Origin of the sequence: Orrella marina, from assembly GCF_003058465.1 — a bacterium.
Taxonomy (GTDB): domain Bacteria; phylum Pseudomonadota; class Gammaproteobacteria; order Burkholderiales; family Burkholderiaceae_B; genus Algicoccus; species Algicoccus marinus.
In genome coordinates, this window is the sequence record NZ_CP028901.1 from 24,960 (window position 1) to 43,041 (window position 18,082).

Here is an 18,082-nt window from a genome sequence, read left to right on the forward strand (position 1 = left end):
TTTTTATGGGCGACAGATATGAGCAGAAACAACACCGGCAATCCGATCGGGTCTGGAGATCCACGCGATCGTGAGGACAACAGCAAGAATCTTGATGAGGCCGTCAACAAGTCTGGATCGACGTGGACGGACAGATTTGGCGTTACGAGAAAGACGATGGCCGGGCAGGAATCCGAATTCAATGCTGCTCAATCCGCGCGGGCAATGGCATTCTCAAGCGAGCAATCCTTTCGCGAGAGTCAGTTCGATGTTGCTCAGATTGATCGTCAGTTACGATTTAATGCTTTCATTGCCGCTTCTGGATATAACGGCACAGGCGCTGGCGGCGCAATCGAGGACTACGCAGCTGGAATCACGATCACCGAATACAACCAGATCATCCGCGACTCGGCTGGAGAGTTCTGGCGGTTGACTGGATCCACGCCACTTCCTTACACGACCACTGGTGCTGGATTGCCGGAAGGTGGCACACTGGTTAGCGTAGGCGATGCGGTGCTGAGGCAGGAGATGGCTCTTGGCGTTGCTAATTACGGCGTTTTCGTCTCGCCTTTTGGATTCGGTGCAGTTGGCGACGGTATTGCAGACGACTCTGATGCGTTTGAAGCCGCGTTAAATCAAGCAAGTCAGACTGGCAGACCGTTCAGGGGCGATGGCGGACGTTATCGGATCACCCGTGGCATTGGCATTAACCGGACAAACCATCCGCCAATGCTAGTCGATCTTGGTGGAGCAGAGGTCATCTGTGATGATGGTGCCATCAGCTTTGGCGGAGATAGTGCCTATCACCTGACAACGACGTTCTCATCTTATCCGGCCAGGGGCGACGCAAAGCTAACGCTTGCGTCTACGGCTGGCGTAGCGCCGGGCGACATGTGCTACATCGAAAGCGCAGCAACTTACGATGGCACGATCCCTGTCATGCATTACTACATTGTCAATGAAGTAGATGGCAATGATGTGTACATCGAGGGAGCCGTTATTTGCGACATCAACGAACAGCAGATCATTGATGAAGGCAAGGCAGGTGGGATATCAGTCAACTTCTACAAACTTCAGAAAGAAATCATTATTTGCAACGGCAGTTTCGTGGCGATTGATCCAAACGGACTTAGAACCACACTGCTCGTGGCACGGCACAGCCGGGCAGTAACAGCCAATTTATCCTTCTCTGGGCACACACGGAACCAGATGTATTTGCAGTATTGCGGGTATACGGTGTCATCAAATATCAAGGTGCATGACTTTGGTTATATCGACAAAAATCAAGGGTACACAGCAAACCCAAACGCACCTGACAATCTTTCTTTCGGCTACGGAATTATCGTCGCTCGCAACTACCACAGCCTGATTACCAACGTGCAGGCAGGCAGAGGTTGGCACGCAGTTGATGCGTCCCGCGGACAGATGCACGTCATTTATGACAATCTGCATATTGGCAGAAACGCGTGGGGTTTTTCGACTCACCCCGGGCCGTGGAACGTGCGCTATCAGAACAGCACGATTGTTGGCGGCATAGGGGCACAGTTATCCGGCGGAGTCTACATCACGCTTTTCAACTGCACTTTCCGAGACATAGGGCAGAACATCAACTACGGAGATTGCGCAGAGTTCAGTTTGCTCAACTGTCGTTTCGAGAATAAGGACGGGTCAGCACTCACTACCGGACTTTATCGTTCAGGCGGACCCCAGCCTCCCGGTGTGCTATCCGTCGGGCAAGAGCGAAAACTGATCATCAAAGATTGCTATTTTGCAAATATGGGCAGTCTTGCTATTGCCGGTTACTTTTTTGACACGCTGATACTGGACGGGAACGTAGATCAAAACGGACTATGGGATGTTTATTGCGCGCCCAAAACGATCGTTACAAACAACAAGTTCATCAGGCCGATAAATTACACAATCAGATTGCGTCTTTACCCGGAGACTGAGCGTGTCCTCGTAGAGGGCAACAGGTCCATGGGGCCGAGGTCATCGCCTTCTGGAACCATCCAGCGTCTTGTTTCGGTGCAAGGCACAACGAACGCACGGATCATGATTACAAAAAATTTCACTGAAATTGGAGCAGTGCTCACTGTTGAAACATCTTATTCTGGGCCACCTATATACTTGCTCGCGGATAACACGACCGCCACAGGCCGACTTGCGGAGGGTCCGGTTGGTTCGACAATACTTAATTCGATTGGCAATCGTTATGCACTTAAGTACTACCAAATAACAGCAACAAACGATGTTGATAATGTCGCGCTGGTGACGTCATGAGACACGATCTTGCAAAACACCTCATCGCCGGCCTACTGATCGCGCTTATCGTCGGCCTTGCGTTCTCGCGTGACCTAGACACGGTATCAGCGGCGCTCACCGGCCTGACTGCAGCCATCCTTATCGGCGCGCTCAAAGAGGCGGTGTGGGATAACTGGCTCGAGCGCGGAGTGGACGACAAGCATGACTTGTACGCCACGATGGTTGGCGGCGCGATTGGTGCAATCGTCTTGTGCGCATTCCTCTATTACCCAGCATGACTGGCGCGTGATGCGCAGATCTGAACCCCGCTACGGCGGGTTTTTTTACGCCCCCGGAACGGGGCTTTTTCTTTTTTTATGGGCAGGAGAAATATGCCTGAACCAACGACAAGCATGGCGACTGCAGGTGCGGTGGCTACAACCGTGGGAGTCGCTGCCTGGTTGAGCGGCCTGGATCCCGAGGCGGTGTTCGGCGCATTCGCAGGAGCCACGACCTTTGCGGTCACTGCGCGCGACACCAGCTGGATACCGAGATTGATCTACGCGCTCATCTCGCTGGTTGTCGGATATGCGGCGGTACCGGATGTGGCTGCGATGCAGTCGTTTCTCAAGAGCCCCTTGCTCATCGCTTTTGCCGTGTCCGCTGTCGTGGTGCAGGTGACGATCACCGCGATCGATCGCATACGCACGATGAGTGTGCGGGCCGTATGGGATGCACTGGTTTCGGTCTGGCGCAAGGGAGGCTGACATGGACGCGTTGACTGCAGGAGTTGTGATCGCTGCAAACGTCTATTCGCTGGCGTGGTTGATGACGTATCAGCGCGGGGACGCCCGATACAAGAAATGGGTTTCCGGGTCTGCCTGGCTGCTCATTTGCGCCCTTGGTGGCCAGGTGGTCGAGATCGGCCTGAATCATGCCCTGGCTACCCTGGCCGATGCCGCACTGGCATGTGTGGTGGCTGTTTGCGTACACCACGCTCGCGGAAACGTCTCGTGCCTGCTGGGCAACCGAAGGTGGTGCCGATGATCTGCGACTGGATAAAGGACCTGCTCAACCCTGAGAAGCTTGCGCCACAAAAGCCAGCAACGGATCAACCTACGTCACAGCCAGAGGAGCCCATGCGATTAAGCAAACACTTCACCCTGGCTGAACTTACCCGGTCGGCTACAGCCAATGCCAACGGGATCGACAACTCACCGGGTGTCAGGCATCTGGCGAACCTTCATCACCTGGCAGAAACACTCGAGCACGTGAGAGCCTTGCTTGGCAACAACCCGATCATCGTATCAAGTGGATACCGATCGCCAGATCTCAACCGGCTGGTCGGAGGAAGTGACACCAGCAGTCACAGCCAAGGGCTTGCAGCAGACTTCACCTGCCCACGATTCGGGCCGGTCATCGAGATCTGCGAAGCCATCCGCGACAGCAACATCCAGTTCGACCAGCTGATCTACGAGCAAGGCTCGACCGAGTGGGTCCATCTGGGCATCGATCCAAGGATGCGCCGGCAGGTGATGAGCTGGTCGCGTAAGGCGGGTTATGTGACGGGCCTGAGGAAACTGTGAAATGTGATGCTCTGGCACATGAAAACTAACATTTGCTTATGCAAAAAGGAAAACTTGCATGGTTTCCATCAAAGCCGGTGTCATCGCACTGGCACTCACCGCAGCGACTGCAGCCGGTGCAGCGTGGACTGCGCAGGGATGGCGGTATGAGGCGAGGATTGCTGATATCCGGCGCGAACAGTCCGATCTGCAATCCGACCTGGCAAAGCAGGCGATTGACAGCCTGCAGTCCGATATCACCCGAATAGCCACAGCTGCCTCTCAAGCCGCAGAGGTGGCTCCGACACTCACCCGGCAAGTTGGCCAACTCTCCCGAGCACTCAAAGATGCGACTCCCTTACCTGCTGGTTGCAGTCCTGATCTTGTCAGGCTGCGCAACCTCACCGATGCAGTTCGTGCCACGAACACTGCCGCCACTGGATCGCAGTCTCGCTGAGCCGTGTCCGGATATCCCGGATCCGCCAGCTGGAGACTATGACGCCTGGCAGGTCTGGATGCAGGATGAGGTGCTGGTTAGATACGGGATCTGCGCCGCTAGGCATAGGGCGGTGGTGAGAGTGTGGGCGAAGTAGAGAAGGCCAAAAAAGTCTTTCGGATTGCTGACTCCGAGTCTTAAAAGTCGCTACAGAGACATTGCTTAGGTATAGTTGTTAATTCAAGAGCAGCGCTCAGTGAATTGTGGCGGAGACTAATAGTGACGATCGAAATCCAGGAAAGAGATGGCAAGGCCGTTCTCGAAATTACTTCACTGGACGTAGCCATTGAGTTAGCCATCGCGCTCCAGAATGGTAAGTCCATGGTTTTCCCTGATGAAATCATTTTCTCAGGCGATATTGGAAGCCTGACGATCGAAGTTGATGGGGAAAACTACCGAGCAACGGTTCCAGGCGCTTTTGCGAGAGGCATTTGGGGATTTCAGGAAGAAATATACCGAGCAACGGCATTTGCATTGTATGGAACCGAGGATCTCCGGAGGTTAACAAAGGCTGACTATGATCGCTTCAACCTCATTTTCAGTGTTTCTAATGGCTGTTCAAATTTAGACGCGCAAACTTCCGGGTTCTTGAGCGAATTGGCAAAGGGATTGTCAAATATGGACGATACCAAGAAACTAAAAGCCATTATTTCGGTGGCTATAGTATTGGCCACTGGCTACACGGTCACCAGTATTGGCGGCGCTTATTTAGAGCACAAAGCGAGCAAGGCGCAAACTACTTCATCGTCCGAAAGCGAAAAGGCGCGACTCGCTGCTGACGTTGAGAAAGAAAGAGAGCGCACAAAACAAATCGAAGCTCTAGTCGGCGCTTCACCTGTTTCCTCTAGGTTTGGCGAGGCCGCAGCAAATGGTGCTAAGCAGGTGGTGAAAAGTGTCCCAGATGCCACTGAAGCATCCATTGGAAACACGGTTTTTAGTCGACCTGAGATACTGGAGATCAATGCTCGGTCAGCGAGGGAGTCATCAGATAATTTGGTGCTCAAGCAAGAGTTTAAGATCATGGGCTTTAGGCGAGTGGAAGGAAGTGATATCGCCAAGTTCACTCTTACCAGTTCTGCTGGAGAGATCCCGGCTCTTCTGGACATGACAGAAGAAGGTCCCTTCACGAAGGAGCAGTTGAAGCAATTTTGGTCTGCCGCGGAGTACCACACTCCAATTTTTCTTCACGTTCAGACTAAGGCTGTTGGCGGACAAATTAAGCAGGCATGGATATCAGACATTCCTGCTCAGAGGAATGTCATACCTCAGTCAGATTGAATTTGTGCTGTGTTCACGCAGAGCCGAAGCAGCTGGACAGCCAGCTTAATATACAAACAGTGCCAGGATCGCGGGACTGACGTGTGAGGCAAGCTATGATGGACTGCGCTCACCATAGGTGACTGGGGAGTTTATGGCGCTGAGTTGGCTTTATTCGTCTCTGCTGCGTGCTGTCGAACTTTTTCTAGATTTTCTTGCGAAATGGGCGTGAGCTTTATCGCGTTGAACAGCACGGTCGGGAAATCCATGATCTTGTCCCAGTTCGCGCTGGTCTTTTCTTCGCCAAGCTGACCCATGTGAAAGTCATGCGTCTGTACGGCGAATTGAACTTCAGTGAATGCGTCTCTTACTGTTGGCTCCAAGTAAAGGCAGTTTCGTTGCCAAAACTCTTGGCATTCACCAATGACCTGCATTTTCTTCTGTTTTTCGCTGTGAACATTATTGAGAAGTTTTACCCAGAATACGAAAGCATCTTGATGCGCTTGTAGCCGGCGGTCAATTGCAGCAAAACGAAGTTGGTGAAATCCCTTTACCTGCTCTTGAAGCTCGAAAAATGGTTGTTTCGCTTCTTCTATCTTTTGAGTAATCTCCTTGATGTCTTGCTTCGTGGCAACATTTTCCGCTTTCTTGTCCAGATATTTGCTCGTGGACCTAGCGGCAATGCCGGCAACTGCGGATCCAACTATCACTCCTGGGAGGGCGGACGATACGAGATCAACAGTCCAATTCCACGCATCAATCCAATTCCACACTTGGCGCCTCCAGTTTTATTCTGATTGCCGTTAAGGGTTGTGCTTGAGTTCGATGGTAGACGCTAACAATGCATCGTGACAAAAATCGTGACACACCAGAGGAAATAGGTGGAATTAAAAGCGCCCTTCTCCAGTGAAAAAGCACACAAATTCCACCTAATTCCCCTTAAAACAGATTCGATTCCTGTCGGGCGCGCCATAAAATCAAGTGCTTGCGAGTCACACATGACGTTTGTGTGACAAGCTTTCGAAGCATCTCGGAATGTATCTCTGCCTGAAGAGACGCGGCACCTAGTCAATCGGGAAGCCCTGAAAGACCGGAAAGAGGAGCGACTCCCATCTGCGTCGAGGCTCGCTCCCGATCTCGTTTCACCAGACCTCCTTTCTCCAGATTTGTACTCCTAATTTACGTTTCGCGTCATCAAATATATTTTGAGCGTCGAAGTTGTCGAGTTCTGGATCTGCCCTTCCAAAAAAACAGAAAGGCCTCGCGAGGTTTCGCCGCTCAATTCCACGTAAAAACTTCACACAAGAGCCGGCAGGTCTGCGCGTGATCGGCACGGACCTGCGTCTCGCTGCTCTTCAACTCGCATCAATTCCACAGCGCGGGCAATGTCACAGAGAACGACAGGGCTCAGGGTGCTTCAGAAAGGTGCCTTGAGCGCAGCATGAAACTGACGCACGTACTCATCAAACGAAATGAACCGGTCCGCTTTCAGTTCGGCCTGCGCCTGCATTGAATCCAGTCTCATCTGTCTGGCTTGTTCGTGCTCGGATGCGGTCAGGCCTGCTCGTTTGAAGTGCAGTGTGTGCTCTTGCGAGGTCTCCAGTCCAAAGGCGTGAAATGTGCTGTGCGTCTCTTTGAGCGTTTCAAGTACCCGGGCTGACGGGGTTAGCGAAACGTCCAGTACCTTGGTATGCTGTTGACTAGTCGTCGATCTGCATTAGTACTCGAATTCCACTCATGACCTTACCAACCTCAGCGTAATAGTTGCTGATGCGCGCAATCGTGACATCGCCTGGCTTTCCGTGAGCAATCCCATGTCGCAAGGTAATGACACTATCCACTGCGGCCTTTCTTTCGTCGGCAATCAATACTTCAAGTTTCGGCTTCCAGTTAGGGTCAAACGATAGCAAGTGCGAGATCAGCTTTTCCGCCTTTAGGTTGGTGAGGTTGGTAACAGCTTTGGAAACATGATTCGTCACAGTCACACTTGAACGCTTGCGTACATACTCAATCGTGTAGTTCTTGATCGTCTGGTCGATGAAGCCCGATACGAGAACACAGAGATGCCTTGCAAAGTCGGCGCGCAGCTCGTTCTCTCCTGTATCGATTCTCGACGCGCGCGCAAAGGTTGCATCTAACGCATCCTTGAGCGATGCATGCCGCTGCATTAGTTAGACGTCCTTGAACGCTTCAATGGCCAGCCTCAATCTAGTATTGACCTGGTCTTCCCTAGCGGTGGCTTTTCCTACAGCGTCTTGATAATTTTTGTCCCGAAGCAATGCTTCATAAGCCTTTGCCACTTTCTCCGAATCCACGGATGCTCCAGTCAGTTGCCTCTTGGCAAGTCCTACCATCACTGAATCAAAGATCGCAGCGTTCAAGGCAGTGGAAATGCGGAACGGCTTACTGCTAACGGCATTAGAAACAGCCACTATGGCGCCGGTGAATGCCTTTTCAATCGATTCGGAAGAGTCATGCTCAAGATTCTGATTTTGCTGGGCATAGTTAGTAAGAAAATCCTTCATCGGGCTGGTGTACTCGTTTCGCGAAAACATTAGAGCGATAAAACGAAGGATTAGCTCGTGATCCTTCAAATTCTTAGACGGCGTGCCAAATGCCGTGCGCCATGCTGGCGTTTCGTTTAGGTTCCTAATCAGACGCATCAGCTTTCCTGGCGCTAGCGCGACACGGATTTCATGTGGTGAAAGCGTTGTGCCGCCAGAGTTAAGTCGCTCGAATAGCGTATAGATACTGGATAGATCCTGGTCTTCTGAGGTCTTCTTGATAACAGTTGCGTGAATGATCGCATCGTCAAGCGTACGTCTCTCATCGTCGTCAAGAGTCTTGTAGGTCTTTTCTTGAAACTGTGTCTGCACATGCTTAAGTGCAAACTCCTTCCTATTCAGGAGTCCATCGTAGAAGGCTTTCATCGTAAGCAGGCGCTGCTGACCATCTAGCACCAGCAAGCGTTTGTCAGACTGCTGTACAAGAAAAATTCCTGGCACCGGCAGTCCTAGCAACAATGATTCGACGAAGCGATCGCATTGAACTTTGCTCCAAATAAACTTTCGCTGAAATGCCTCTACTTCAAACGCCAGCTCATTGGTCGGATCAAAAGAGGGGATGATGATGTCTTTCTGATTAAGGCGCTTAACCAAGCCGTCGACTGGATAGTCAGCTCCGTAGAAGGTGAGGTCAAATTTATATTCAACCGCTTCCTCGCTCGTCTCATCTTCGACTGGTACGGGTCGGTTCTCTGCCTCGTCTACCTGAATCATTCTTCGCTACCGTCCATCATCAACGTGTCAATATCAAAAATCGAGCCGCAAGGCACTACGCGAAACGATACCTGATTCCATCTAATCGTAACTGAGAACAGCAGTTCGAGCGCGCAATAGCTCCCCTTGGTCAACTCATCCGTCCCGGCCAAGCTTTCTGATGATCCGAAGCAGGTGACCAACAATAAAAAAGCCCGCACAGTGGCGGGCTGGTGTAATTCTGGTGTAATTCGTTGCCGAGAACTGGCTTTTACTGGCGATCAAAGCAAGCATTCATGCGGTCTCATAGGTAGCATTTTGCCATTCATTTGCCTTCACACGGCAGGGGTCACAAGTTCGAACCTTGTACCGCCCACCAATAAAATCAAATATTTATAATAAAGGCTGGCTCTTCACCGTTATCGGGGGGATGCGTCATTCATCAAACCCTGTTGATGACACCATTCCAGCCCCACACTCCTGGGTCTAAAAGTTGCTGGAAATATTTCACGTACAGCAAGACATTGATAGTGACGACAGCGTTGGCGCGTTTGAACTGTCAGATTAAACCCGTGGATTTCCTAGGCAGCATGCGCAAATGGCCGGATTTCTTGCCAAATCAGTTGGCCGTTTTCATGTTCAGCCCGCTTTAGGTCATAAGAGCTTTGCAGGTTAAGCCAAAACTCTGCCGTAGTGTCGAAAAATCGCGCAAGCCTTAGTGCGGTATCTGGCGTTACGGACCTGCGTTCGCGAACGATATCGTTAATTCGCGGAGCAGGTACGTGCAACGCCATGGCTAATGCATGAGCTGACATGCCCAGGGGCGCAAGATACTCCTCTCGCAGAATTTCGCCTGGGTGAACTGGACGTATTTTGTTCTTGGTCATGTATGTCTGCCTTTCAGTGATAGTCGACAATTTCGACACATTCCGGACCGGATTCGCCCCAAATGAAACAAATCCGCCACTGGTCATTGAGCCGGATGCTGTGTTGTCCGGTGCGATCTCCCTTGAGTTGTTCCAACCTGTTGCCCGGAGGTGACCGCAAGTCGCGAAGATCAACTGCATCGTCAAGCATTTGCAATTTGCGCTGAGCAACTGCTTGGAACTGGCAAAATCGCCTAGGGTGCCTGCCTTCATAGAGCGCCTGTGTATCAGCGCACTGAAATGAGCGTATCGTCATGAGAAAAGGATATAACGGCTAACGTTTAACGTCAATAGATATGCTTAAGTTTACCTCTCCTTCGTTGCGCTGAGGAGCGTACGCCATCGAATCCCGTCGGGGATTCAACTTTCGAACGTCTTCTGGATTGGCTCACCATTCATGAAAACTGCCACAGTGAAGCCTGGCCTTGAGTTGAATACGAAGGAAGCCTGAGGCTACTTTGCGTGAGGCCCGAGTCTCACTCTCAGTGCACGCTAACTTCACACGGCAGGGGTCACAAGTTCGAACCTTGTACCGCCCACCATTCATGCGGGTTTCCGAAAAGTGAGTAGCACAAATGCTGTGTGCTACTTCAGTTGCACTTGCGGGTGTCTACGGACCGCAGTCAGGCTCCGCCATTAAATGACCGCCTCAAGCCCCTTGCGCTCGATCAGGTTCAACAACTTGAGCGACGGCCCGCCCGGCTTCTTGTCACCGGCTTCCCACTTTTGCACCGTGGAAAGGCTGGTGTTCAGCACAGCGGCAAAAACTGCCTGACTGACGTGTGCCCGCTCACGCAGCGCCTTGATCTGCTGTGGCGGAATTTCGTGCACATCGAGATTGCACAGCGCCACAAACTCGCCCGTACGACGCTTGCTGATCAGACCGGCGCCATGAAGCCCACGTGCTGTCTCGTGCATTTCGTCCAGAATTCGGCTGTTACGCTTTGTCGTCGCCATCACATATCTCCACAATTTCACCGGCAGCCAGCGCAATGGTCAGTTGCCGATCATCAAAACCAGGCAGCTCCTTTGTCACCTCCTCGAAGAGGAAGACCATCGCTCTGCCATTCTCGTAGCGACGATGGTTCTGGCCCCGCCCCGCTTGCCCTGGCCAGGCAGCGCGACGCGCTTCTTCACAACATTGCCACCCAGGTCAGCATCGACAAGCCCTTGACTCATCTCCTCGACTGCGGCATACAAGCCTGCGTCGGTTAGCCGGACCTTTTTTATCGAGCGGGTGAAGGTGCGGGTTTTGAAGACTCCTCTCGTTGTGAAACTATCCCTCCAGGTGCAATATATTTTCAGCAGAGCGAGATTTCTACCGAAGCTGAGAGCGCGGACAGATCCGGCCCCAAGGAGGGCAGCCGTCGAGGCCTGCCTGCCTTGCTTCTTAAATCGCTCATAAAGGAACCCTTGTCTACTCAAGTGGCCACCAGGCAACGGCGGTTGGCTGTGCTGTAAAGCAGGTGAAATCGGTACGGTAGCGGTACGCGCACCCGTTCAGGCCATCTTCGCACAATTACGCTAACCTACTGTCATGTAAATACTCTTAACTTTTCAGGCTTACGGTAGATTACCCCTGATTGTGCTGGGCTTGCAGCGTTGCGTGCAAACTGCGAATTCTCTGATGCAAGCACAGAGCGAGGCATGGTCGTGTTCGTCAGACATCAAATGCCACTGACAGTGAGAAATGTAGGTGCGTCGGGGCTGTCGCTATCAGTTCTACGCCAAAAGATACATCGCAGTCCAGGTGGGGAGTCCCGGTATCGCGAACGACAGTGGTGGCTTGTCAGGATATTGTCCGGACGTCAAGAGTGGAGACGTTCAAGAACCGTCTGGAGTGCACATCATGAACACACAGAATTTATCCAGGACCGAACGCATTGACGTGCGTGCAAGCACACCAGTCAAGCAACTTCTGCAAGATGCCGCACGCGCCTGCCACAAGAACGTCAGCGAGTTCCAGCTCGACGCGGGTATGACTGCGGCCGCGAAGACGCTGGCGGATCGTCGCCAGTTCGTGCATCGCTATGCGCTCGTCAATCAGAAGGCCAACTGCGCGCAGACCTATGTCTGCTGCCAGAGTGATATGGGGGTTGGTTTCTACAGTCTCGCCGTTGGGAGCGTAGCCCGCGTGTGCTCACCGGGGCGTTTGATCTGGATCAACGCCGACAGGGTCAGTCTCGCGTAGTCTGTCTTCTGGGTGTGGTTGCCATTTGTGCGAGCGTCTGCGGTCGTTGCTTCACCGACTCTGTGTTCAGTTCTGGCACCGGGCACTCGATTCCATTGGATTGCTCCTGCACTTCGAGGTCGATGGGAGATACGACTACGTTTTCGATTAGAAAATTCGTGATTATGGTTCGCTGACTCCGGGAACAGTTGATCCCGGAACGTGTCGAGACGGTTCATGGCCACGTTGACCCTGGCCTCTTTCAGGGCAGGGTGGAGACTGATCCGATTGCCTGCGGTGCCATGCCAGGCACTGCCAGTTTGAGTTCTGAGGCAGGCAGTCGCGGCAGGCCCGATGCCCCCTCGTTCTCTCCGGCAGCCTGTTCATGTACGCATTAGTGGTAGTGACAGCCATTCTTGCCGGTTGCCCCGAGAATCGCACCAGTGCTGGCTTTCAATGAAGAATTGACGGATTTAGCTGTTACGGGTGATGTAACAATCTTGTTGACGCACCATAACTGGATACTTGCCATGAGATCTTTCGCCGTTTTTTTTCGGCCCCTTTTTTTTGTGCTTGCGTTGTGGCTGTGCTTCATTCCGCGTATCACGCAAGCCCAGGACGTCAAACTATTTACCGAACTGTGGTCTGAAGCCGAATCGTTCAGGTCGCTGGCGTCTAAAAATTTTTTGATCGCCCTTGGCAGCGCATCGACTCCTGAAGCCAATCTGGCGTTTGCAAAGCTGGGCTCAATGTTATGGCAGGACGATGCGGGTTCCGATGACTGGTCGGTTTTCTTTCGTCATAGTTTGATCAACTTTGTTGCCAGTGGCGACAAGGTTGAAACCGTTGCCTTTCAACACCCCTGGGCCGACATTGTCCTGCTGACGGGGTGGGCACGTAGCCCCGAAAATAACCGCATGCAGATTGTGACTGCAGACATGGTGATGGGGAGTGCCGCGCGTGGCGCCAAGGCTCCGTTTCCGACAGGTCTGGCCTGGATGAATACGCAACGCTATGCGCCTGACGCGGTGGGTGTGCTTAATGCGGCCACCTCGAAGGTTGTGGTCAGTTTGACGGCAGGTAAAGCTGAAAGCCCGCTTGCCGATCTGAGTCAAGACGGTAGTCGGGCCATAGTTGCTGGCGCTGCATTGCAATGGATGGAGCACCAGGCAAACGTGCTCCCATTGTTTGATGATCACATCAGGGCACGGTCAACCCGTTTTGCCTGGAATGAGATTATTGTGGCTGGCCAACGTGGCACCCTGGACAAAATACTGCCGCCCGAGATCCCGGTCAGGCTGTTAAAAGCGGTTGACCCGGCCCTGTGGCCAACCCTGGAGCCAGTGGCTTACATAGAATCCGGCAATACTGTTGTGTCGCTTTTCGCATCGTGGACGAATCCTGATATTTACGCAGCGCTGACCCTGCGTGGTGACGAAACCGCTGCTGAGATCATTGATTTTGGTTTTTACAGCTTTTCCGGCTTTATCAACAAGGACGCCCAATGAACACTCGTTTACTGACCGCACTCGGGCTGTCACTGGGCATCGCCGGACCTGTCTGGGCTCAGACAAAAGTCATCATGCCGCCGCCCGCCAGTTTCCTTACGATCCCGTCAACCCAGAAACAAATTGAGGGTCAAAAGCCAGTCTGGGTATCGGCACAATCAGGTCATGGCAGTCTGGGCCTGAGCCTTGGCACCCTTGATGCCGGGGTACTGCAAATCGGCGATTTTTCGTTGTATGGACCTTTTGATTCCGCCATCAACGAGCTTCGAGTACAAGCCATAAAAAGCGCCGTCAACCTCGAAAATCTGATTTCAGCACTCAAAAAGCAAAAAACGAAAGATCCGAAAGTGGTGCAGTTGCTTAAAAGTCTGGAACAAAAGAAGTCAGGGAGTCATGCCGCACAGGTCGCGGTCGGTGCTTTGGAAAAGGTGGCTCAAAAGTATGATTCAAAAACCGGCATCGCAGAGAGAAAGCTGGGCAATACGAAAAAGACCGCCGAGTTTCTCTCCAAATCAGGCCCGTTGCTCAAGCACCTTGACGTCGTTTCAGTGACCGCTGACAGTCGTCGTGTCTTGGTAGAAAGTAGCATCAAAGGGGCAACAGGTACCCTGTGGCAAGGAGGAGTTGAACAATCGGCCGAGGGGGCGGGGGCAAGGGCAGGTTCATTCGTGCCAGGTGCTTCAATCGTCGGGCTGTGGGCAGGTAACGAAGTTTGGGAAAATCATATCAAGCCTGTTGTGGATGAGCGTCAGGAAGACGTGCTGTACAAGATGAAGCGGGAGGCAACAGGCATTGCTTTCAGATCCTATCTGACGCTCCAGCAAGTCATGGATGAGGAAGGAAATGTGCTGGTCCTTGGCCGTGATGAATATGTCGACCCTGGCAAGAATGTGATTAGCCGTCGATCGGCTGATGAGAGGGCAAAGTTCGAGCGCGATAAAAAAGCAGTGTGGTCGCAGCAAAACCGCTGGGAGGATCTCAAGGAAGCGTATCAAGCCGGACAAATCAATGACGAGGTCCTGGCTCTGGCGTATCAAACGCAAGACCCCCTGGTGCAGCAGAAGATCCTGGCGTCCTCTGAAGCGTCAGCCCAGTCAGTAGCCTCTGGCCAGGCACCCCAGTCGGTGAGCTCTGGCAAGTCTGAGCGAGCGCCAGTTTCGCTTTCCGTTTCTTTAGGCCAGCCTTCGTCACACATCGCCCATTTGCCCCCGTTCTCTTTACCGTCCGCCTTGCCGATGGTCGAACTGGGCAGCGCACAGTACGCTGGCATGATCAGCACGGCCAAAGAGGCGACGCTGGCATTGATGGGGCCATTGTCATCGGCAGACGCAGCGCGTGTCGAGCAGCGCTGGGCAGGCTATTACGCCTTTCCTGCCGACAACATCTTGCAGTATTTCCGTAAAGCCACGCCCTTGCTGACAGAATTGCTGAATGTGCGCGAAGCCATCGCAGTGACGGCCTCCGGGTTTGACCAAACCTGGGCACAGGCAGCGGCCGCCGCAGAGTACGACAACGTGGCCTATGCTGAAGCTGAACTGGCTCAGGCCATACTGCTTAAAGATTACCTGGTTGCACTTGAGGCTCGCGCCCGTGTCATCGCCCAGGCCATGCAGGATTTGGGAGAAGCGCCTGATCCACTGGTTGAACAAGATGCGACCGCCAGCCACCATCGCAAGTCTACCGATACCCTGCTGGATCTGTTAAAGCCAACAGACGGGCATGAAGGGATCTGGTATGGGGTCATGGTTGACGAGGAAGGCATTTTTATTGATGGCATCACCGACTCCCCCTTGGTCTTTGTGGTGTATTCAGTCGGTCCGCCCGCTGACAAGCGTTACCGTGCGCTGATGCTTGATGCAGGTGAATACGACGAGAAAACTGACCCGTATATCGACGTGCTTGAAATGCACGAAGACGAAGGCACACCCCTGCCTGCGCTTTATCCCCATATGAAGAATGGCCGGATTAATAAAAGTTTCGAGATCTCTGAGGTCGATGAAGAGGACGGCGAGACCTACACATGGTCTACCACCATCAAGGCCAGCGTGTTATCCCCGGACGGAATCGTTCAGTACCCTGATGGCGCCAGTATGGAACGTGCCCAGAAAGCGGCACAAGAAACCTTGGCGGCCTCGGCGAAGCGAAAGCAAGAGGAGGCCGCCCAAGGTTCTGGTGACAATCGAGGCATCGATTTCGGTGCCATGCTCGCATCGAGCATACTGGGAAATACGGTCAGCGAAGCCCTGGTCCGGTCCCAGCTTGAAGACTTGCGTCGGCATCATGAACTCACGCCCGCTTTCGTGGTGGCAGCCAGAAAGTGGCTGGAAGAACGCCCTTTTTCCGAAGACTCCACACTGGCCGAAGACCGCAAACGTTTGTCTTCGATTGTGGCAAGCTTTGCAGGTCCCGCAAAAGTCAGCAAGACCGCTGCCAGCCCGGTACCCCCAGCGACTGCGGCAAATACCAGAAAGGTTGACGAAGATCTCAAGGCTGAGCAAGAGGCCTTGCGCGAGCGCATCGAGTTCCATCAACAGAACGTTCGTTTTGTTGAAGCTAATCTGGCCAAGGACAGGGCTGAACTGGCCAGGGAAACAGATCCTCAACGCCGTGCTGCGCTTGAGTTTCGTATCATCGGCGAGCTTTCCGATATCCAAAGTGAAAAAGACTTGATCGCCTCGATCGAGACCGGTCGCCTGGTGCGCACCCGCTCACCCTTCGATGATTATGCGCATGACGGCCTGATCACCAACATCCGTGATACCCAGCGGCGCATGGAACAATTCCAGCGCAATACCGAATCGTTGCTGCGGCTTGCCGCCATGCTGCCAGGTTCAGAAGGTCAGAGCGCCCGCGAATTTGTCGAGCGTCAGTTGACGCCTGAAGTACGCACAAAGATGGATGAGGCAGTTGTCCAGAAAATTGCCGATGCGCTTGGCAATAAAGTGCAAGGTTATTATCAAGGCCAGCAAGCCAGAGACGAAGAGGCCGCGGCACTGGCCAACCTGGGTCTTGATGCAGCACAAAACATTAAAAGCGCTGCAGATACGGGCATGGTGGTGACCTCGCTCTTCGGCGGTCAGGCGATTGACAGCGCCTATCAGGCTGTTACAGGCTACATTGAAGGTGGTCCAACTGAAGCGTCTTTGCGAACGGTGAGCAGCTTCGGCCCGCTGGCCGATGGGGCGGTCGAGGCATTGCGGGGTTACCGCGAGGGAGGGCTGGAAGAAGCGGCGCAACGTGGCGGTTACGCCTTTCTTAAAGGAGCGGCACTTCAGTATGGGGCAGGCAAGATTCTGGCCCGTGCCAAAGCGCGACGTTTAGATGTCGATGGTGCTCCTGCTTCTAAAGTTGGTGTCGATGGCGCTCCCGCTTCTAAAGCCGTCGCCACCGATGCCGGTCCGGGTTCTGCACAGCCCTCCGTTTTTGAGCGCGAAGTGCTTGAGCAGTTTAACCGTTCCCGTAAACAGGGTGAGGATCTGGTCCAGGATCTGCGTGATGCCCACAAGAGACTGGCGGATGCCGGTAGTGCCGGGCGTCCCGTCGACGAGATACTCGAACTGCAGAGCCAGATTCGCGACAAAGTGACCGCCATCAACGGAAATCCGAATGCGAAGAATTACCTGAAGTACAAGGGTGACGCCGAAACCCAGCATTTGTATGTGCTGAATATGGAGGACGTGCATAGTCAGGTTCAACGCCAGTTTCAAGAGAACATGAGTTCGAAGGGCTGGAATCAGCAGAACCTGAAAGAAATGCGTAATGCGGCCAGTGCCGGGTCAGTTGGTATGGACTACGACATTGGTCTGGACGAAGCGGCGATGAAGTCTCTGACCCAGAATGGCAAACCTGCCATGCTCTACACCTGGCAAAACGATGCCCAGGAGGCCTGGAGTGAGGCCTACGCAAAGGTCACTGGCAAAAGTGCCAAACAGGCCTGGGAAAGTGTCACGACCAGCAAGCATGTCGAGAGCTACCGTGACAAGACATGGCTGGGCGCAGACAAGTCCAGCGTCAGCAAGGCCTGGGGGCAACAGGCGTCTGATGTGACTCGCTACAAAAGCTGGCACATGCTGGAGGAGGCAGAAAACCTGAGCTATTTCGAGCGATTGCAGGAAGTCAGCCGCGGTGCTGCCAAAGACTTTGACACCAAAGTAGCGCCCATGCTGGATCGCATCAAGCCAAGTGCTGGCAGTGTCGACAATTTCAAGGTTTCTCGCGCGCATTGGGAAGATGTTCGTAAAGTGCTGGCCGACTTTGGCAACAATACCATCGACCCCATCACCGCAAATCGTCGTATACGTATGCTGACCGGCGGTAAAGATATTCCTCAGGTAGTTGAAGAAATGTCCACGTTGATGGAAGCCTCTATCAAATTCGGCCCGGGTTCATGATTTTGATGTTCCTGTAGGTATGACTCAAAGCGAAATGTAGATCCTTGCTTAGCCGGTGCGCTGTTAACCCTCGCTCCAGTTGGGTGGGGTATGAGGCGAACTGGCTGATCTCCCTTGTAAGGTGCATCGAGCATGAAGCACTTTGTCAGACGATGCCTCTTTGAGTTGTCAGGAGATTTGATTCAGATACAATCACTTGCAAATTAAGTGAAGTTGAGGGTGCTTTATCAGATCGATGCGTCGCCCATGGAGTTTTTCCTGTGATTAATGTTTCCTGTTGTCGTGTCACGAC

18 protein-coding genes are annotated in these 18,082 nt (G+C 53.0%); 10 read left to right on the plus strand and 8 right to left on the minus strand.

The genetic code is table 11. From position 1 onward, the window contains the following. Positions 1-18: 18 nt before the first annotated feature. From DBV39_RS00190 to DBV39_RS00220, 7 genes are all read left to right on the plus strand, one after another. Positions 19-2,259, plus strand: coding sequence for a hypothetical protein (locus DBV39_RS00190; protein WP_108619829.1), 2,241 nt, complete (start codon positions 19-21; stop codon positions 2,257-2,259). Then, positions 2,256-2,519, plus strand: a complete 264-nt coding sequence (locus DBV39_RS00195; RefSeq protein ID WP_108619830.1) for a hypothetical protein — start codon at positions 2,256-2,258, stop codon at positions 2,517-2,519. Before DBV39_RS00190 ends, DBV39_RS00195 begins: the two co-directional genes overlap by 4 nt. Positions 2,520-2,612: 93 nt before the next feature. Then, positions 2,613-2,987 (plus strand): putative holin, encoded by a 375-nt coding sequence (locus tag DBV39_RS00200; protein WP_159078689.1) that lies wholly within the window; start codon positions 2,613-2,615, stop codon positions 2,985-2,987. Between the two features lies 1 nt (position 2,988). Then, positions 2,989-3,267, plus strand: coding sequence for a phage holin family protein (locus DBV39_RS00205; RefSeq protein WP_159078690.1), 279 nt, complete (start codon positions 2,989-2,991; stop codon positions 3,265-3,267). Continuing rightward, positions 3,234-3,806 (plus strand): D-Ala-D-Ala carboxypeptidase family metallohydrolase, encoded by a 573-nt coding sequence (locus DBV39_RS00210; protein ID WP_227870736.1) that lies wholly within the window; start codon positions 3,234-3,236, stop codon positions 3,804-3,806. The genes DBV39_RS00205 and DBV39_RS00210 overlap by 34 nt, the downstream gene beginning before the upstream one ends. 58 nt (positions 3,807-3,864) lie before the next feature. Continuing rightward, a complete protein-coding gene (locus tag DBV39_RS00215) occupies positions 3,865-4,242 on the plus strand; it encodes a hypothetical protein (protein WP_108619833.1) in 378 nt (125 codons plus the stop codon). A 258-nt stretch (positions 4,243-4,500) separates the two neighbouring features. After that, positions 4,501-5,559 (plus strand): hypothetical protein, encoded by a 1,059-nt coding sequence (locus DBV39_RS00220; RefSeq protein ID WP_108619834.1) that lies wholly within the window; start codon positions 4,501-4,503, stop codon positions 5,557-5,559. Between the two features lie 131 nt (positions 5,560-5,690). Here the strand turns inward: DBV39_RS00220 and DBV39_RS00225 are convergent, their stop codons facing one another. The 8 genes from DBV39_RS00225 to DBV39_RS20380 form a co-directional block, all read right to left on the minus strand. Next, positions 5,691-6,311, minus strand: a complete 621-nt coding sequence (locus DBV39_RS00225; protein ID WP_108619835.1) for an SPX domain-containing protein — start codon at positions 6,309-6,311, stop codon at positions 5,691-5,693. Positions 6,312-7,238: 927 nt separating this feature from the next. Beyond that, complete coding sequence (locus tag DBV39_RS00230) at positions 7,239-7,706, minus strand: HEPN domain-containing protein (RefSeq protein WP_108619836.1); 468 nt, start codon at positions 7,704-7,706, stop codon at positions 7,239-7,241. 3 nt (positions 7,707-7,709) lie between these two features. Then, positions 7,710-8,816, minus strand: coding sequence for a GmrSD restriction endonuclease domain-containing protein (locus DBV39_RS00235; RefSeq protein WP_108619837.1), 1,107 nt, complete (start codon positions 8,814-8,816; stop codon positions 7,710-7,712). A gap of 135 nt (positions 8,817-8,951) precedes the next feature. Next, complete coding sequence (locus DBV39_RS19310; protein WP_159078691.1) at positions 8,952-9,089, minus strand: hypothetical protein; 138 nt, start codon at positions 9,087-9,089, stop codon at positions 8,952-8,954. A gap of 287 nt (positions 9,090-9,376) precedes the next feature. Then, positions 9,377-9,682 (minus strand): HigA family addiction module antitoxin, encoded by a 306-nt coding sequence (locus DBV39_RS00240; protein ID WP_108619838.1) that lies wholly within the window; start codon positions 9,680-9,682, stop codon positions 9,377-9,379. A gap of 13 nt (positions 9,683-9,695) precedes the next feature. Next, a complete protein-coding gene (locus tag DBV39_RS00245; RefSeq protein WP_108619839.1) occupies positions 9,696-9,977 on the minus strand; it encodes a type II toxin-antitoxin system RelE/ParE family toxin in 282 nt (93 codons plus the stop codon). Between the two features lie 380 nt (positions 9,978-10,357). Beyond that, positions 10,358-10,678, minus strand: a complete 321-nt coding sequence (locus DBV39_RS00250) for a helix-turn-helix domain-containing protein (RefSeq protein ID WP_108619840.1) — start codon at positions 10,676-10,678, stop codon at positions 10,358-10,360. 75 nt (positions 10,679-10,753) lie between these two features. After that, positions 10,754-11,161, minus strand: a complete 408-nt coding sequence (locus tag DBV39_RS20380; protein WP_322348731.1) for a type II toxin-antitoxin system RelE/ParE family toxin — start codon at positions 11,159-11,161, stop codon at positions 10,754-10,756. A 409-nt stretch (positions 11,162-11,570) separates the two neighbouring features. On the opposite strand from DBV39_RS20380, the gene DBV39_RS00260 reads away from it, so the two are divergent. The 3 genes from DBV39_RS00260 (at position 11,571) to DBV39_RS00270 (ending at position 17,790) form a co-directional block, all read left to right on the plus strand. Beyond that, complete coding sequence (locus DBV39_RS00260) at positions 11,571-11,912, plus strand: type II toxin-antitoxin system TacA family antitoxin (protein WP_108619841.1); 342 nt, start codon at positions 11,571-11,573, stop codon at positions 11,910-11,912. 509 nt (positions 11,913-12,421) lie between these two features. Then, the gene (locus tag DBV39_RS00265) at positions 12,422-13,399 is read left to right on the plus strand and encodes a hypothetical protein (protein WP_108619842.1); all 978 of its coding nucleotides are present in this window, start codon (positions 12,422-12,424) and stop codon (positions 13,397-13,399) included. After that, positions 13,396-17,790: a hypothetical protein gene (locus DBV39_RS00270; RefSeq protein ID WP_108619843.1), complete on the plus strand. Its 4,395-nt coding sequence runs from the start codon at positions 13,396-13,398 to the stop codon at positions 17,788-17,790. The genes DBV39_RS00265 and DBV39_RS00270 overlap by 4 nt, the downstream gene beginning before the upstream one ends. Positions 17,791-18,082: the final 292 nt, after the last annotated feature.

Coding starts and splice junctions, on each gene's coding strand:
- DBV39_RS00190 (WP_108619829.1), top strand. CDS start 19: ATGAGCAGAAACAACACCGGCAATCCGATCGGGTCTGGAGATCCACGC.
- DBV39_RS00195 (WP_108619830.1), top strand. CDS start 2,256: ATGAGACACGATCTTGCAAAACACCTCATCGCCGGCCTACTGATCGCG.
- DBV39_RS00200 (WP_159078689.1), top strand. CDS start 2,613: ATGCCTGAACCAACGACAAGCATGGCGACTGCAGGTGCGGTGGCTACA.
- DBV39_RS00205 (WP_159078690.1), top strand. CDS start 2,989: ATGGACGCGTTGACTGCAGGAGTTGTGATCGCTGCAAACGTCTATTCG.
- DBV39_RS00215 (WP_108619833.1), top strand. CDS start 3,865: ATGGTTTCCATCAAAGCCGGTGTCATCGCACTGGCACTCACCGCAGCG.
- DBV39_RS00230 (WP_108619836.1), bottom strand. CDS start 7,706: ATGCAGCGGCATGCATCGCTCAAGGATGCGTTAGATGCAACCTTTGCG.
- DBV39_RS00235 (WP_108619837.1), bottom strand. CDS start 8,816: ATGATTCAGGTAGACGAGGCAGAGAACCGACCCGTACCAGTCGAAGAT.
- DBV39_RS19310 (WP_159078691.1), bottom strand. CDS start 9,089: ATGCTTGCTTTGATCGCCAGTAAAAGCCAGTTCTCGGCAACGAATTAC.
- DBV39_RS00240 (WP_108619838.1), bottom strand. CDS start 9,682: ATGACCAAGAACAAAATACGTCCAGTTCACCCAGGCGAAATTCTGCGA.
- DBV39_RS00245 (WP_108619839.1), bottom strand. CDS start 9,977: ATGACGATACGCTCATTTCAGTGCGCTGATACACAGGCGCTCTATGAA.
- DBV39_RS00250 (WP_108619840.1), bottom strand. CDS start 10,678: ATGGCGACGACAAAGCGTAACAGCCGAATTCTGGACGAAATGCACGAG.
- DBV39_RS00260 (WP_108619841.1), top strand. CDS start 11,571: ATGAACACACAGAATTTATCCAGGACCGAACGCATTGACGTGCGTGCA.
- DBV39_RS00265 (WP_108619842.1), top strand. CDS start 12,422: ATGAGATCTTTCGCCGTTTTTTTTCGGCCCCTTTTTTTTGTGCTTGCG.
- DBV39_RS00270 (WP_108619843.1), top strand. CDS start 13,396: ATGAACACTCGTTTACTGACCGCACTCGGGCTGTCACTGGGCATCGCC.